This window comes from Kordia jejudonensis (genome assembly GCF_001005315.1).
Taxonomy (GTDB): domain Bacteria; phylum Bacteroidota; class Bacteroidia; order Flavobacteriales; family Flavobacteriaceae; genus Kordia; species Kordia jejudonensis.
On record NZ_LBMG01000010.1, the window covers coordinates 124,379 to 141,215 of the forward strand.

Genomic DNA, 16,837 nt, shown 5'->3' on the forward strand with positions numbered 1-16,837 from the left:
TTTATACTTTTTAGATAACCTCTTCTACTCGTATGCTATTATTTTCTAGAATTTTAACGTCATTCCTACTAAGAAGTTTCTAGTGGCTTGCGGATAAAATCCTGCACCTTCAATAGTTGTTGTCGTTCCTGGATTTGACCACGTATCATCAAACGTAAAGAAATATCCGTTCGATACATATTCTACACCAAAGATGTTATTGATTAATCCTGAAAATGTAATCGATTCAAAGATTTTATTTACTTTAATTTCATAAGTAAGATTCAAATCATTGATAAAATAACTGTCTAGTTTTGAAACGTCTGAATCAATATTCCCCATGTATTGTTCGCCAACATATTTAGATAGTAACGATGCTTGAAAGCTTCTTGAAAGCGAATATGTAAAAATATTTCCTGCTACAAAATCTGGAGAAAAAGAAATGTTTGTATTTCCTAAGTTTACCAAACTTCCGTCTCTTGACGTAACAAAATCTACGTTTTTATTGGTACTAATCGCAACGTTTGGTCGAATTGAGAATTGTTCGCTTAGCGTAATTGACGCATCAACTTCTAAACCTAAACGGTAACTTTTACCACTATTGGTACGTAATGGCGTTCCTGTGTCATCCAAAGCGCCTGTTAATACCAACTGATCGTTGTACAACATGTAATACGCGTTTGTGTTTACCGTAAAGTTTTTTCCTTTTCTACGCCAACCCAATTCAAAATCGTCTAATTGTTCTGGTTTTACGTTGCTATTGTTTTCAAAATCGCTTCGGTTTGGCTCTCGGTTTGCTCTTGCATATGAGAAATACAGACTGTTAGTTGCATTGATTCTATAGTTAATTCCAGCTTTTGGATTGAAAAAAGTAAAATCTTCATCAATATTAAAAGGTACTAAATCTGAGTTGATTCCTGTGGTTTTGTAGCGTATCGTTCGCAATTGTAAATCTCCAAAAAGGCTTACTTTGTCATTGACACGAATGGTTGCTTTGGTAAAGAAACTAAGTTCATTTTTCTTTGCATTTCCTTCATAATAACGATCTCTAATTTCGCTATCACTTGCAAAACGTGCCCAAATGACTTCTCCAAAGTGATCTCCATCATACAATCCTAAGAATGCTCCAAAATCCATATCGAGGTTTCCTTTTTTGTAGTTTGCATTCGCATTAACCACATAAAAATCATTGTCTAACCAACGTCTGCGAATTAAATCCGTTTCATTGATGGTTGTGCCATTGATTACGATTTCATCAAAACCATATTCATCAAATGGCTCATCTTCTTTGTATTGTTCAAAATATCCTCTTCCTTGTGTATAGTTTAAACCTAAATTCGTGGTCCAATTTTCAGATAGTTTTTGATTCCAATGAAATTGATAATGATCTTGGCGATAGTTATCAACTTCGTTATCATAGAAACGTGTATTTCCGTTTTCGTCTGTAAATTGTCCTGAAGGATTGAAAGTTCTGTTTTCACGTAATGTCGTTTCATCAATTCCGTTCCAAGCTTGATAGGTAATTTCATGTCCTCCAAATGCTAAGGCTTTTATCAGTGTATTTTCGTCTACAAAAGAAGCTTGCAAGAAGTATGAACTTAGGTCTGAACTTGCGCGATCAATGTATCCGTCAGATTTTATTTTTGATAATCGTCCTGCCAATTCAAAGTTATCATTTAGCTTTCCTGTACTAAATTTTACGGTATGTCTTCTGGTATTGAAGCTTCCAAACGAATTTGAAATTTCTCCGTTTGCTTTTTCAGAAGTTGCGTCTGTTAGTAAACTCAGACTTGCGCCAAAAGCACCAGAACCATTTGTGGAGGTTCCAACTCCACGTTGCAACTGAATACTTTCCGTAGATGAAGCCATATCGGGTAAGTTGACCCAAAATGTTCCTTGACTTTCTGCATCATTAAACGGAATTCCGTTGATGGTAACATTGACACGTGTTGCATCGCTACCACGCACACGAATTCCAGTATATCCAACACCTGCTCCTGCATCCGAAGTGGTAACTACAGACGTCATAAAGTTCATTAATACAGGAATGTCTTGTCCTAGATTTCGTTTTTCAATTTCTTCTTTTTCCAAATTTGAATACGTAATTGGAGAGTCTGCATTGACACGAACTGCAGAAATTAATACGGCGTCTAGTGCTTCATTTTCTGCACCAAATGTAAAGTTGAGAATCGTGTCTTTGGTAATGTTTACTGTTTTTTCAATAGGTTGAGATAACATCCGTGCGGAAATCGTGTAGGTTCCTGCTGAAAGTTTTAAAATGTACTTTCCATCAATGTCAGAAATGGTTCCGTTGGTTGTTCCTTTGACAGATACCGTTGCGCCAGGTACTGGTTGTCCTAATTCATCAGAAATTGTTCCTGATAGTGTAAAATTCTGCGCCTGCATACTGACTGAGAGTACAAAAAGGCATAAAAAAGCGAATAAGTTTTTCATTCGTACTATGTGTTTAGTGACGAATAAAAGGGGTAATTATTCTTGGTTAAAATTAAATGATTACAATTTGACAGACCATGACTGTCGGCATACCAAACTTTTATAGTAAAAATTTGGTTTGTCCCTTGGCAGCATTACCTGCCCAGGTTCATTGGGTATAATCTCAGCGTTTTGAATATGATTCAAATTGCACCCCTTTGAGATGTTGCAAAAGTAATTTAGTTTTTTGGATTGCACACTGTTTTTTTGTGATTATTTGTTACTCCGCTTTTATGAATTTGAAGAAGTAAAAGAGAGTAACTGTTATGTTTTAGGTGTAAACTTCAGTATTTTTAAGCATAACCAAAATATTTTTAATTATGAAAAAACAAAAATTTACAAAAAGATTGCGCTTGAAGGCTCAAAAAATTTCTAGCTTGAATGAAAGCGAAAAAATTAAAGGAGGCCGCACAACACTTATTTGTCCAGTCAGTGGTTTTACAACATGCGGAACTACCGATTATCCGCGTTGTACACATACTATTGGAAACGGACAAAATCCGGATGGAACGCCGTGCAAATATTAAAAAGTTTGTTTTTAGAACAGATTGACACATTATTACTTTTACGCCGAGAATCATTTTATAATGGTTTTCGGTTTTTTTTAGGAGAAATTTTCAAATAAAATCATTTTTAGCTAGTGTCTTTTATACTTTTAAAACCATATTTAATTTGTAAGAAAATTGCTTTTTTAACAACGAAATCGCCTTCAAATTTGTAATTTTAAGTTGTAACCAAAAAATATAATGATCATGAAAAAACAAAATTTTCACAAAAAACTATTATTAAAAACAACTCGAATTTCACATTTATCTAACCTGAATACAATTTATGGTGGAAATATTGCTGTAGGAGGAAATGTCCCTGTGCGACTGACTGAGAATCCTTGTATTATTTCAGACATGGATACGTGTCAAACTGTAACTGAACCTATTAAACTTACTGAAGCTATTCGTTGTACACATACTATTGGAAACGGACAAAATCCAGATGGAACGCCGTGTACGTTTTAATAGTTGATTTTAAAAAATAATCAAGTAGTAAATTGCTTGAAAACTTTGATGCCAAGAATAATTCTAACCAGTTATTCTTGGTTTTTTTATGGAAAATACTCCTTTGAAACCCAAACTAGATTCCTGCCTACGTAGGAATGACAAATATTATTATTTGATTTGATGTGTAGGTTTTAATAAATCGTTGATTGTTTTTACAGGATTGAATGTTACCAGCGGAACTTCTATAAAAACCGTGTTCCAAAACGCCATAGCGCCATTCCATAAACCTGGCAATTCCAAAGCTTTTATTTTTTTCCCACTTTTAGATTTTGAAGCGATGAAGTATGATTTTTTGTCAACAAATTGTGTTAAATCAAATTTGTTTCCTTGATAGTCTTTTACGCCACAAACAATGTCTACAGGATTGAAGTGTGTTGATTTTTTTAAGATGCTTTGATGGTACTCATTTTTTCTATCTATTTGAGCAGATTCTACGATTTGCAACGAAATTGAACCGTTTTCATGTTTTACCCAAAATGGTCCGCCACCAGGTTCACCTTCATTTTTTACCATTCCACATACACGAATGGGTCTGTTTAGCTTTTCAATAAGATATTCAACTTGATATTTTTGCGAGTATTTTTCAAATTCTTCACTGATTTGCACATTTAATCCTTCAAACAGAAAGTGTAAAATAGTATGGAGTTCTTCCTGAGATACGCCATTGTGAAGCATTTCCATAAATTTGAATGCTTTTTGCTGCAAGTCAATTAGTTTTCCGCCTAGTATTTTTTTGTATCGTGAAATTTCATCTTCATAAGTATTGACCACTACATTGTCGATATTTTTGATAAAGATGACATCAGCATCTATTGCGTTTAAGTTTTCTATCAATGCACCATGTCCGCCTGGTCGAAATACCAAGTTTCCATCAGTATCTAGAATGGGTCTATTTTTTAAATCGACAGCAATGGTATCTGTTTTTTCAGCTTGATACGAGTATGAAATTTCAAAAGAGCAGTTTGTTTTTTCTTCAATATGCTTTATAATTTCTTGCTCTTTGTGAATGAACTTATTGTAGTGTTGCTTAGAAATGGTAAAGTGAAGTTTTGATTTTCCTTCTTGACAGGCATAACTCGCCGCTTCAAATAAATGCTCTTGAAAAGGCGTTGACAGATGATTTTTATATTTATGAAAAGGCAATAATCCTTTTGGATAGTTTCCGTAATTTAATCCATTTTCGGCAAGTAATGTACGTACAAATTCATAGTTGAATCCATCAGAATCTTTGATACGATCTAGTTCTGTTTTATTCATAAATTTTAACACATCATCGTAAAAAGGCAATTTTTCTGATCCTATGAAAAATAGTCGAACATCTGGTTCTCTTTCTTTGTTGACATATGAATTTATAGAGTCTTTTTGAGGATTGTATGTATCTAAGAATTTGTATAAAAATTTGAACATGCGTGTTGCTGCTCCAGAGGCAGGCGTAAATTTGAGCACTTCTAGTTTTTCATGTTCTTCTTTGTAATACTGTATGTATTTTTCTTGAAGTGTTTCGTCAAGTTTTAAAATTCCACGACCAATACTGGCGTGTTCCGTAATGTCTGCGTACGGAATTTTTCTATTAAACTTGTCTATTTGTTCTTCAACTTGCGCTAGTGTTAATCCTTTTGCTATAATTTGTTCGCTATGCTTGTCTGAGAATTTCAATGGTTTATTCGTAGTTTTTCTATTGCATCAATTGCCATTTTCAATCGTTTATCAGCGGTTCCTTTGAGCAATATATAGTTTTGGTTATAGGTTTTTAGCGTTTTGTGAAATTCTAAGAATGCTGTTTCTCTATCGTTTGGCAAATCTCGAATTCCATCTGCTTTCCAAGGTACATCAATATAGGTTAAAAAATATAAATCTGCTGTATTTTTTGTCACATATTTTTTAAGTGTTTCGTTGTCATATTCAGGATAATAGATGCGTGCATATGTGAGTGTTTCCAAGATATCTGTGTCACAAATGCGCATTGAATTTCCTGCTGCTTGGCATTCTAAACGCAATTGTCCTTTTGCAATTGGCAGTACATCTTTTTCGGTAAGTTGTCCTCCGTTTTTTTGTTTCGCTTCCGCGTAAATTCGGGCATATTCAGGCACATACGTAGCGTTGTAATGTGCTGAAAGTTGCTTTGCAAGCGTTGTTTTTCCTGTAGATTCAGGTCCAAAAACGACTATTTTGAAGCTTCTATTACTTTGTTTTTCAAGGTTTTTCTCCATTCGAGGTATCCAAAGATGGCTAAAATTAAGAAAATTGTGAATTGAATTGCTGTAAATCCAAGTCCTTTTACAAAATATAAAGGTACCGAAATGATATTTCCGAAGATCCAAAACATCCAGTTTTCAATTTTTTTCTTTGCCATGAGCCACATTCCTGAAAAGAAAATTCCTGTCGTAAACGTATCAAGATATGGTGTAATTGTTTTTATTTCTGCTAAAGAACCAAAACTTGAAAAGACCAAATCTATGGTTTCGTTTACATCTAAATGTTTGTCAATAACGTCATATTGCACATAGATTACATAGGTAAAAACGGCTGTAAATACGAAGATGAATATCGTTTTTAGTTTGTCCCAAAAGTTGGTTCGTGAGATTTCAAGTTTGGTATTTTCCCTGACGCGTGTCCATAAATACCAACCGTAAATGCTCATGATGGAGTAATATATATTGATAATCATATCGCCGTACAATATAAATTTATAACATATGTATATGTATATAATGGTGCTTACAATTCCCGTTGGATATACCCAAATTTTTTCTTTTTTGGCAAACCAAACGCTGGCGATTCCAAACGCTGCGGCGGCAAATTCTAAGAATATATCTAAACTAGTAGCTTCTTTATATGGCTCTAGGAAAAAATCAAAAAGTTGGCTCATAGTTACTTCTGTCAGATTTTACAATTTTCATCGTCAATAGAATGTTGTTTTCGTTTTCAAACGCGGTTTTTACCTCAGCAGTCAAGAGTTTCATAATGCCGTCATAATCTCCATAGATTTGTGTACTTAGTGGATTTTCTAAAACGGTATATTCTGAAGTTCTGAGTTTTTTGATGAAGTTGATGATTGGCGTTTCAAAATCGTCTTGTAGCGGTGTTAATGTTAGTTCTACTGATATGTTCATAATATTTCCTGCGAAGGCAGGAATCTTTTTTAATTAAACTGAATTGTTGTGTACTTGTTTATTTTTTTGCATCTCGACTGCGCTCGATGTGACAATTGTTTATTCGTTATTCGTTATTCAAAAATACTTTTACATTTAAAAATTTAGCATTCAACATTTATAATTTCAAAATACTTCTCGATACAAAATTTCTTGGGAAATTTCACTCGAAGTGACGTTGCTTCGTTGTTTGTTCGGAATACTTCTCAATTCTCATATCTCATATCTCAATACTGATTTCTTCTATTCGTTATTAAAAAAACTTTTACATTTATAATTTAGCATTCAACATTTATAATTTCAAAATACTTCTCGATACAAAATTTCTTGGGAAATTTCACTCGAAGTGACGTTTGACAAAGCTTACTTCTCAACTTTCATTCCTCAATACTATTTCATTAAAGAAATCTTCATTTTCTTCAAAAGCAGTTCCGATAACAACCAAATCCGCCCCAGCTTGAAACGCTTCGTTGAGTTGTGTTTTGGATTTTATTCCGCCACCAACAATTAACGGTATTTGTAATTTCATGGCAACTTTCTTTATAATTTCTGGCTTGACCATTTTTTTAGCGCCGCTTCCAGCTTCTAAATAAATGAGTTGCTTTCCAGAGAATTGTCCTGCCAAAGCTGTATGCAAAATTACAGTTTTTTCTTGTTGCGAAATCGGTTTTGTTTGACTTACACGTTGCACTGCCGTTTCTACGTCGCCATCAATTAATATATATCCTGTTGGAATGATTTCTAAACTTGTGTCCATTAGTTTTGATACTGAAAGGATTTGCTGTTCGATTAAATATTCAGGATTTCGTCCAGAAAGTAAGGAAAGAAATAGAATTCCGTCCGCAGCTTCCGTAATTTGTTCGTGACTTCCTGGAAAGATTAGCACAGGTAATTTTGTGTATTGTTTGATCGTTTTTACAACCATTTCCATCTTTTTTTCTTCATCTGTACTTCCACCGACAAACACATGCGTAATGATCGATTGGTGTACTTTTCGGAAGAATTCAGGAATGTGGTTATTGTCTATTTTATCAGGATCAATTAATACCGCCAATAACTTTTGGTTGCGTTTTTTTGCTTCAAGAATATCGTTGTACATCATTTTTAATTCTATCATTTTAGCGATTTTCTTCTAAGGCGTATACACAGGTAAATCCTTCAAATTCTAAAAAATCAAGTGTGTACGTTGCAGTTTCTTTTCCATAATAGACAGTTCCTTTTGTTTTGGAAGCCTCTAAAGAAAAATCGTCAATATCTATGTGTTTTAGAAAGCTCAATCCTTTTTCTGAATATACTTTGTAGATGGATTCTTTTCCGCCCCAAACGATCGTTATTTTTCGTATTAATGCTTCATGATTGGCAATTGTATGATACTCTTCTAATGGTGTAAATTTGTGTGCGATGCGTAAAATTTTGTCGCGTTGTTTTTCAATGTCAATTCCCACAGGTATCGTATCGCTCACAATAATTGCTGAGAAATTGAATGAATGTGTGATGGAGATGTGTTTCCCGTCTTTTAAATGTGGTTTTCCTTTGTCATCATAATACAGATCAAAATCGGTATAACCTACTTCTGCCAGCAAGTGACGCACACTTAAAAACCCACGTTGATGAATTTCGGAGCGCATTCCATCCAATCGTTCTTGACAATGATTTGTTAATGTAACAGCTTTATTTAGCGTTTCAAAAGATTCTTCTATCTTCCAAATCAGCACTTTAGTATGTTTATTTACTGTTATAGTTTTGTAAAGAGCCATTATATTAAAAAGTTATTTAGTACCTTTGCACTCGCAAACTTTTAACGCATGGAAAGCGTTGTTGAGTTACAAAGCGAATTTAAAAATATTTTGGGTCACAACCCATATTTATTCAAATTATAAAAAATAAAAAGTATGAGCACAAAATCAGTTCCTTACGTAGCGTATAAAGTGAAAGATATTTCTTTGGCAGCATGGGGAAGAAAAGAGATTGAGTTAGCCGAAGCAGAGATGCCAGGATTAATGAGTCTTCGTGAAGAATATAAAAACGAACAACCATTAAAAGGTGCTAGAATTGCAGGATGTTTACACATGACCATTCAGACGGCCGTTTTAATTGAAACGTTAAAAGCTTTAGGAGCAGAAGTTACTTGGAGTTCTTGTAATATTTTCTCAACACAAGATCAAGCTGCTGCTGCAATTGCTGACGCTGGAATTCCAGTATATGCTTGGAAAGGAATGAACGAAGAAGAGTTTGACTGGTGTATTGAGCAAACATTATTTTTCGGAGAAGATCGTAAGCCATTGAACATGATTTTAGATGATGGTGGCGATTTAACAAATATGGTATTAGACCGTTACCCAGAATTAGTTGACGGAATCAACGGATTATCTGAAGAAACGACCACAGGTGTTCACAGATTGTATGAAAGAATGAAGAATGGTACGTTGCCAATGCCAGCGATCAATATTAATGATTCTGTAACGAAATCTAAGTTTGATAACAAATACGGATGTAGAGAAAGTGCTGTTGATGCAATTCGTAGAGCTACTGACGTAATGTTAGCAGGAAAAAGAGTTGTTGTTTGTGGATACGGAGATGTTGGAAAAGGAACTGCGGCTTCTTTTAAAGGTGCTGGAAGTATTGTAACAGTTACTGAAATTGATCCAATTTGTGCGTTACAAGCTGCAATGGACGGTTTTGAAGTAAAGAAATTAGAGAATGTTGTTGAAAAAGCGGATATCGTTATTACAACTACAGGAAATAAAGATATCGTTACTGGAAAGCATTTTGAAGCGATGAAGGATAAAACAATTGTGTGTAATATTGGACATTTTGACAACGAAATCGCTGTTGCTTGGTTAAATGACAACCACGGAAACACGAAAGTAGAAATTAAGCCACAAGTTGATAAGTATACCATTAACGGAAAAGACATCATCTTATTAGCTGAAGGACGTTTGGTAAACTTAGGTTGTGCAACAGGTCACCCAAGTTTTGTAATGAGTAACTCATTTACTAACCAAACATTAGCACAAATTGAACTTTGGAAAAATGCTGACAAGTATGAAAATAAAGTATACATGTTACCAAAGCATTTAGATGAAAAAGTAGCACGTTTACACTTAGCTAAAATTGGTGTTGAGTTAGAAGAACTTTCTAATGACCAAGCTGAGTACATTGGTGTAACAGTTGAAGGTCCTTACAAACCAGAATACTACAGATACTAAGATTTTTTTAATCTTAATACTTATAAAAGCCCTTTATGACATCATAAAGGGCTTTCTTTTTTCTTATCTTGGGTAACAGAAATTTTATTTAAGGAACTATTTTACAAGATCCTTTTTTTTATGCTTAAATTTTTTATCTCATGAGTTTCCGTTGTAGTCTTTTTTTCCTTTTTTATCTGTGCTTTTTTGGAAGTATGAATGCGCAAGTGCCAGATTCACTTATGCAAAAATCATATGAAAGCTTAAAAACTGAATATGAGAATTTAGAATATACCAATCCTAAATTAGCAAAAACGTACGCAGAAGCATTGATAGTAAAGGCGACTAAAGAAGGAAATGTACTGGAAAAAAATACCGCTTTTTTATTAAAAGCTTCTTCCGAAAATTATTTTGGCAACATGCACATTTCTATGCAATATATTGATTCCTGTATTTCATATGCTAAAACCCACGAAAAATCTTCCTTATTTATAAGTGCTTTAAGCCAGAAAGGAAAAACATATTTCAGCCATGGAAAATATACCGAAGCAACAGAAAATTATTTACAGTTTGATTCTATAGCAAAAGCAACAGAGAATGTACGTTATCAAATTTATGCAAATCAAGGTATCAGCTCTGTGAAAAGAATTACAGGTGATTATGAAGGTGCTGTAGCATTACTTTTAAAGAATAAAGAAATTATCGCTCCAATTGTGGAAGAGCAAAGCTACCAAACTCTTTATTTAAATACCTTAATCGCACTTTGTTCTGCATATACTTATTTTGATGTTGATGCAGCTGCCGATTATCTGCCTGAACTCAAAAAAATTAGTGTTGAACAGGACGATATTGATGCGTTGAGTTATTATTATACATTGCTAGGAATTGTAGGGTATAAACGAAAAGAATACACGAACGCGTTAGCTGTTTTTCAAAAATCAGATAGCTTGGTTAGATTATTGGGTACCATACGAAATTTATATCCTATATATCGCTTTCGCGGAAAAACGTATTATGAAACAGAAAAGTTTCCCGAAGCAATTCAAGCATTTGAAAATGTTAAATCGTTACAAGAAGAAATCGATTTTGATGATTTTGAATACAGAGAAGTACTTTCTTTATTAGCAAATAGTTACGAGCAAATTGGCAATACGGAGAAAGCACTAGAAAACTACCGTTTAGCACACAGTTTTTCATATACAGACACCATTCAAAAAACAATTCGAAATACGATTCATAAAAAGTATGATAATAAAGCAATTGAAGACAAAATTTCAACTTTAGAGGAAAAAACCAACAAAAAAACAAAACAGACAAGATCGTTATTGATTATTGCTATTGGATTATTTTTAGCGCTTGTATTATTATTTTTTATTTACAAGAAAAGAGAGCGAATCAACAAGCAAAAGTTTGACGAATTGCTTGAAAAATTAGCATCGAATCAACAGCATGAAGAAACATTTATTCCTGTAAATAAGTATCAAATTTCAGATGAAAAGATTGCCAAAATATTGGAAGGTTTAGAAAAGTTTGAACGCTCTAAAGCATTTTTAAAACCCAATACAAGTTTGGTGTCTGTTGCAAAAAAATTGAACACAAATACTACCTATTTGTCACAAATTGTGAATGAACAAAAAGGCAGTACATTTAAAAACTACATTACCGAATTGCGCATCGACTATGTATTACATAAGTTGAAAAGTGATAGCGTTTTACGTTCGTATAGCATCAAAGCAATTGCCAAAGAATTGGGTTTTAAAAGTGAAGGTGCATTCTCTAGAGCATTTAAAAAACAAACAGGAATTTATCCTTCGTTTTTTATCAAAAACTTAACCGCTATTTCATAAAATGAACGTGTTTAATTTTCACTCAACGCTACGTATTCTCTATCTTTAAGACCAAAATTATAAATTTATTTTTATTATGAAAAATCAAAAAATTGATTCAATTTCTTTACAACTCAAAAAAAGTAGCGTTGCAAAACTCACAATTACTGGTGGAGCTGGTCCAAATGTAAGTGAACTATCAGGATGTTGTTCAATGCCACCACTTTGTTTATTTACAGTAACTACGCGCCCTGACAGCATACAAGCCAAACAGGAAAAAGACAATGTCGGCAACTAAAAATTTGAACTGTTATTTTATAAAATGAATAGTATATAAGTTGTTTACAGGTAAATTACATTCTAATTTCAGGGTATTAATTAATTTAAAATTAAACTATTATGAAAAAAAAGAATGTAAAAAATTTAGCATTGAGTAAAAGATCAATTTCAAGATTTAATACTGCTGGGATAAACGGTGGAGCATTACCTTCAGACCAAGGAAGTTACGCGCCAAGTAAGGAGAGAGAATGGATGAGTCTTCCATATTCACATTGCTGTTAAGCACTTAGAGTTAGATGATGAAAAAGAAGAATATCAATTCTAGGCTGAGCTTAAAGAAAGCTCCTATTGCAAACTTAACGAATAAAAAAATTATGGGAGGTTTGGCAAACTATACCTTACAAAGAACTTGCGCCTCTTATCCTTACAGATGTTCAATTCAAGAATGTAATTATACGGATGTTACCTGTTATCATACGGAAAAATGTAAGTAAACAAAAAATTAATCAAAAAATTTATACAATCATGAAAAAATCAAAACTAAAACTCAGTTTAAATAAAAAAAGTATTTCAAATTTAGACGTAAATGAAATAATTGGTGGTGTGTCTGGACGCACGTGTGAGTTGACAAATAAATATTATAAAACATGCTATACGTATTGTCCAACTCCAGCTACTTGGAACGATTGTCTCACTTTCAATTGCGGGAATACTGTTCGTGTATGCGACCATTAATCATCTAATTTAGTTTAATACATAACGAATATACTATCATGAAAAAATCAAAAATTAAGCTTAGCTTGAATAAAAGCAATATTTCGAATTTAAAAACTACTGATATCAAAGGTGGAGTTTCAGGAACTACTTGTCACTTTACAAACAAATATTACAAAACATGCTACTTTGCATGTACACCTGAACCTACTTGGAGAGATTGTCCAAATACGGTGGTTATTTGTGATCATTAAAAATTACGACTCTTTAATTTCATTGAAACCATTATCAAAACAACGGTGTTTTGGTAATGGTTTTTTTTGATTTGTATAGCTAACTATTTTTATGCTATTGAATTGACATCAACATCGCTTATAAAATTTACTCACATACGATTTGAGACACTTTCGCATACAATTACACCTAGAAGCATTCGTTATGTACTAAATAGCTTTCTTTTTTTGTTATATTAGGAAACAAAAACTGAGCTGTGCCATTTTGTTAATAGCTTTTATCTTGTAAAATCTAACTATTTTATGAATCCCCGTATATGTATTGTATTAATCAGTCTACTTTTTTATTGTGGAACTCTTTTTTCTCAGGAAAAAGATTCATTAGAAAGTTTATCGTATGACGATTTAAAAATTGCCTATTTTTCAAATAAGAATAGTGATTCTGACAAAGCCTTGTTTTACGCTAAAGAAGTTCTAAACAGAGCAATCAAAGAACAAAATACTAAAGAAAAAACCTTTGCCTATTTATTGCTAAGTGACATCCAGAATAGACTTGGCAACTACACTGATGCTTTGCAACTTGCAGATTCAACCATTCTTTATGCTGATCGATTACAGAATCAAAACATTAAAGTTCGCGGTCTAAAAGTAAAAAGTAGCATTTTTAGAAATTTGGGAGCTTATAAAGCTGCTATTGAAATTAATCTTCTTGTAAAAAAAATTGCTGAAGAAACAAAAAATAGCTCTTTAGCATTTGATGCCAAGCATAATATAGGTTTAATTAAAAATGAAATTGGAACATATGAGGAAGCTATTCAGATTTTTACAGCCAATCTGGATGCAATTTCGTCATTACCAAAAATCAATCAAAAAAAATCGTACGTCAATACAATTATTGCTTTAGCTTCAGCTTACACAAACATTAACGCTGAAAAAACGAGATTTTACACCAATACACTAAAAAAAATAGCTGAAAACGATAATAATCAAATTGCGCTTGGATATTATTATATGTTTGAAGGGAAAATTGCGTACAAAAAAGGAGATTTTGAAAGTGCCTTGCAATTAATGAATTCAGCAGAAGAAATTTTTACCGCTTTAGGGTATGAACGCAACCTATTTACCGTTTATAGATTTAAAGGGAAATGCTATTATGAATTACTAAAGTTTGAAGAAGCTATTGTCATTTCTGAAAAAGCAAAAAAAATAAAAAAAGTAAAACAGTTTCATCATATTGAATTACTCGATTTGTATTGGCTACTTGAAGATAGCTATAAAAAAGTTGGACAGATAGACAGTTCTGATCAAAATTCACGATTGGCACGTTCGTTAGTTATAAAAAATGATCTAACAAAAACAGCTATTTACAAATTACTAAAAGAGAAGTATGATATTGCGAACTTTAAAATACAAATTGATGAACTCACGACAACATCAGAGCAAGAAAAGAAATATAGTACGATATTGACTTATATTGGAGCTTTTCTATTCATTGCACTTTTACTTTTTTCCATACGTTATTTTCAACTTAAAAAACGAAATCAAAGTAAGTTCAAAAAACTAATGGAACATATAGAAGTACTTGAAACAAAAGATAATAACATACCAACCATTAACAAGAAAGAAACAGAACAAAAAATATCTGATGAAAAGGCACTAGTTATTTTAAAAGCATTAGAAGAGTTTGAGCTTAAGGAAAAATATCTTGACCCAAAAACAAGTTTGACATCTGTAGCAAAAAAAATAAATACAAATACTTCATACTTATCAAAAACTATAAATACGTATAAAGGACAAACGTTTATAAATTACATTACATCTTTACGAATTACCTATGTATTACGACGCTTGAAGAATGACAAAGTTTTTAGATCCTATAGTATCAAAGGAATTGCCGAAGAAGTAGGTTTTAAAAGTGAAGGTTCATTTTCTAGAGCCTTTAAAAAACAAACAGGAATTTACCCTTCTTATTTCATAAAAAATATAACCGCTAATTCATAAATCAAAGGTTCTCTCATTATGAAACGTTAGCAATATCATATATGTTGCAGTCATTAACATTAAAAATTTTATTATGAAAAAAAAATCAATTGTATTGCAGTTAAGGAAGTTAAAAGTTGCCAATTTGAATAAGATTTACGGAATGGGAGATCCCGCAAATGGAACAATAGCAATAACAGTATGTCAACAAACTGTATGTATTGACAAAACCTGTAGCACTTCTGAAGGAGCTTCAATTTCTGAAGAAACGATTGTTAGCTGTATCGATAATGGTGAACGTCCTTAAATAGTTTACCAACGTTATATTGAGAATGTAACATTAGAATGTTTACACACTATATACACAACTTTCAATTCATAAATCAAAGCCACAAGAGTTTTTTTTGATGCGAGATTCATGCTAACTTCATATCATATTTAATACCAAATAAACGATAAAATACAACATGTAAACTTGTTCATTTGGGATAACACTAAAATTATATACTATGAAAAAAGCAAAAATGAAGCTAGAATTGAACAAAAGAAACATTTCTAGGTTAAAATTAGACGCATTGAAAGGTGGTGTAACAGGAACTACTTGCGAATTTACGAATCGGTATTTCAAAACGTGTCAAGCAAACTGTCCTACATTCGATCCTAATTGTATTGGATCACAATCTATTTGTCCTGTAACTACCTGTTAACGAACGATTTTTTAATTCGTGACTATCTAAAAAACTCTTACAGAAAAAGAGTTGTTGTTTTATAGTCGTGGGTAACAAAAATAAACGTTTTACACTAGGTATTATATTGGATAGAATTTTATCAGATTATTATCAATATACCGAAAACTAGTAGTAGCAAAAGCATCTTATCTCTTCGGAGAAAGGTGCTTTTCAAGTTTGTATATGTAACTGATTAACATTTAAGAAAAATGTTTTTCTAATTTAGAGAATGTCGGTACGTCAACTTGGTAATATGCTAGGAAACTGTTTTCTTTTTTGAGGAGAGAGTTTATTATTTAATAGCCTGTAACTAACAATCTTCTAGCGCCACGCATTCCACATTTTTGATAGGTATGATACGCTTTTGCGGCACGTTCACGAATTTCGGCATCCGACTCATTTAAAATCCAACCGTCTAGTGCCCATTTTAAGGTATATGCTTCTGGCGACATTAATCCTGTAGACCAAACTAACGGGTTGGCTCCTGTTTTCTCCAAATATGGTTTAAAATAGTCTTTGCTAATGCATGCCAGCATAATTGCATCGCGTTTTTTAGTATTTTTTGGTTGTAATTGAATATCTAAATTGAATTCCATTAAGCCATCATGACCGACATAGGCTAACAAATCTGAACTACCGCCAAAATTTAGTTTTTTATTGTTGATGTTTATCTGTTCCGTTCCTTCTCCACTACTCGCTTTTAGAAAATCAATTGTCGTTTGTTTGATATATTTTCCATCATATGCATCCGCTAGTAAATACGTATTTGTGGTTTTGTGTTTAAATACAATTCGTTCTAATATTTTCGGATTATTTGAAGGAATCGTTTTTACAAACTCCCAATCTTTACTACGTTTAAAATGTGTTTTTACACCATACAATGCGCCCCAATACAAATTTGTTCTCGGGTTTTGACCATTTCCCAACGCTTTAGAAACAGGAACAATTCCTTGATGTACATTATCACATAATGCCACAAACACATGTATTTTCTTTTGACCATAAACAGTACAACTTATGCAGAAAATAATAATGGTAACGAGTTGTTTCATGAGATTCAATTTATTGTGAATGTACAATATTGAAACGTTTAGACTGTGTGTTTCGTATTTAGCAGTTAAAATTACGGAAAACCGTAAGTTTTACCTTTAATTAGCTTAGCGTAAATTATTTATTTATATTTGAATAAAGGATAACTAATTATTATGGA

General features: G+C 32.7%; 19 protein-coding genes. 11 read left to right on the forward strand and 8 right to left on the reverse strand.

The annotated features are described in order from the left end of the window. Positions 1-45: 45 nt before the first annotated feature. A complete protein-coding gene (locus tag AA089_RS07725) occupies positions 46-2,433 on the reverse strand; it encodes a TonB-dependent receptor (protein ID WP_082113226.1) in 2,388 nt (795 codons plus the stop codon). A 359-nt stretch (positions 2,434-2,792) separates the two neighbouring features. Between AA089_RS07725 and AA089_RS07730 the strand changes: the two genes are divergently transcribed. After that, positions 2,793-2,999, forward strand: a complete 207-nt coding sequence (locus AA089_RS07730; RefSeq protein WP_046756359.1) for a hypothetical protein — start codon at positions 2,793-2,795, stop codon at positions 2,997-2,999. A gap of 225 nt (positions 3,000-3,224) precedes the next feature. Next, a complete protein-coding gene (locus AA089_RS07735) occupies positions 3,225-3,485 on the forward strand; it encodes a hypothetical protein (RefSeq protein ID WP_046756360.1) in 261 nt (86 codons plus the stop codon). A gap of 150 nt (positions 3,486-3,635) precedes the next feature. Here AA089_RS07735 and AA089_RS07740 read toward each other — a convergent pair whose 3' ends face one another. From AA089_RS07740 to AA089_RS07765, 6 genes are all read right to left on the reverse strand, one after another. Continuing rightward, a complete protein-coding gene (locus AA089_RS07740) occupies positions 3,636-5,183 on the reverse strand; it encodes a DUF4301 family protein (RefSeq protein ID WP_046756361.1) in 1,548 nt (515 codons plus the stop codon). Beyond that, entirely contained in the window at positions 5,180-5,737 is a 558-nt protein-coding gene (locus tag AA089_RS07745; RefSeq protein ID WP_046756362.1) for an AAA family ATPase, read from the reverse strand. Before AA089_RS07745 ends, AA089_RS07740 begins: the two co-directional genes overlap by 4 nt. Beyond that, positions 5,692-6,396, reverse strand: coding sequence for a nicotinamide riboside transporter PnuC (gene pnuC, locus AA089_RS07750; protein ID WP_046756363.1), 705 nt, complete (start codon positions 6,394-6,396; stop codon positions 5,692-5,694). The genes AA089_RS07745 and pnuC overlap by 46 nt, the downstream gene beginning before the upstream one ends. Further along, a complete protein-coding gene (locus AA089_RS07755; protein ID WP_046756364.1) occupies positions 6,380-6,640 on the reverse strand; it encodes a YkoF family thiamine/hydroxymethylpyrimidine-binding protein in 261 nt (86 codons plus the stop codon). The genes pnuC and AA089_RS07755 overlap by 17 nt, the downstream gene beginning before the upstream one ends. A 409-nt stretch (positions 6,641-7,049) precedes the next feature. After that, positions 7,050-7,796: a geranylgeranylglyceryl/heptaprenylglyceryl phosphate synthase gene (locus AA089_RS07760; protein ID WP_046756365.1), complete on the reverse strand. Its 747-nt coding sequence runs from the start codon at positions 7,794-7,796 to the stop codon at positions 7,050-7,052. A gap of 1 nt (position 7,797) precedes the next feature. After that, positions 7,798-8,436 (reverse strand): 4'-phosphopantetheinyl transferase family protein, encoded by a 639-nt coding sequence (locus AA089_RS07765; protein WP_046756366.1) that lies wholly within the window; start codon positions 8,434-8,436, stop codon positions 7,798-7,800. 135 nt (positions 8,437-8,571) lie between these two features. Between AA089_RS07765 and ahcY the strand changes: the two genes are divergently transcribed. The 9 genes from ahcY (at position 8,572) to AA089_RS07795 (ending at position 15,606) form a co-directional block, all read left to right on the forward strand. Then, the gene (gene ahcY / locus AA089_RS07770; RefSeq protein ID WP_046756367.1) at positions 8,572-9,888 is read left to right on the forward strand and encodes an adenosylhomocysteinase; all 1,317 of its coding nucleotides are present in this window, start codon (positions 8,572-8,574) and stop codon (positions 9,886-9,888) included. Between the two features lie 221 nt (positions 9,889-10,109). After that, entirely contained in the window at positions 10,110-11,714 is a 1,605-nt protein-coding gene (locus tag AA089_RS07775; protein WP_162200419.1) for a helix-turn-helix domain-containing protein, read from the forward strand. A gap of 76 nt (positions 11,715-11,790) precedes the next feature. After that, positions 11,791-11,991 (forward strand): hypothetical protein, encoded by a 201-nt coding sequence (locus tag AA089_RS07780; RefSeq protein ID WP_046756369.1) that lies wholly within the window; start codon positions 11,791-11,793, stop codon positions 11,989-11,991. Positions 11,992-12,092: 101 nt separating this feature from the next. Further along, complete coding sequence (locus tag AA089_RS25160) at positions 12,093-12,254, forward strand: hypothetical protein (protein ID WP_162200420.1); 162 nt, start codon at positions 12,093-12,095, stop codon at positions 12,252-12,254. A 243-nt stretch (positions 12,255-12,497) separates the two neighbouring features. Beyond that, the gene (locus AA089_RS24660; protein ID WP_156168943.1) at positions 12,498-12,707 is read left to right on the forward strand and encodes a hypothetical protein; all 210 of its coding nucleotides are present in this window, start codon (positions 12,498-12,500) and stop codon (positions 12,705-12,707) included. Positions 12,708-12,745: 38 nt separating this feature from the next. Beyond that, positions 12,746-12,940 carry a hypothetical protein gene (locus AA089_RS24665; protein ID WP_156168944.1) on the forward strand — a complete coding sequence of 65 codons (195 nt, stop codon included), beginning with the start codon at positions 12,746-12,748 and terminating at the stop codon, positions 12,938-12,940. Between the two features lie 282 nt (positions 12,941-13,222). Continuing rightward, positions 13,223-14,920 (forward strand): helix-turn-helix transcriptional regulator, encoded by a 1,698-nt coding sequence (locus AA089_RS07785; protein ID WP_046756370.1) that lies wholly within the window; start codon positions 13,223-13,225, stop codon positions 14,918-14,920. A 73-nt stretch (positions 14,921-14,993) separates the two neighbouring features. After that, positions 14,994-15,206 (forward strand): hypothetical protein, encoded by a 213-nt coding sequence (locus tag AA089_RS07790; protein ID WP_046756371.1) that lies wholly within the window; start codon positions 14,994-14,996, stop codon positions 15,204-15,206. Positions 15,207-15,408: 202 nt separating this feature from the next. Then, positions 15,409-15,606, forward strand: coding sequence for a hypothetical protein (locus tag AA089_RS07795; RefSeq protein WP_046756372.1), 198 nt, complete (start codon positions 15,409-15,411; stop codon positions 15,604-15,606). 317 nt (positions 15,607-15,923) lie between these two features. Here the strand turns inward: AA089_RS07795 and AA089_RS07800 are convergent, their stop codons facing one another. Beyond that, positions 15,924-16,679 carry a hypothetical protein gene (locus AA089_RS07800; protein ID WP_046756373.1) on the reverse strand — a complete coding sequence of 252 codons (756 nt, stop codon included), beginning with the start codon at positions 16,677-16,679 and terminating at the stop codon, positions 15,924-15,926. Positions 16,680-16,837: the final 158 nt, after the last annotated feature.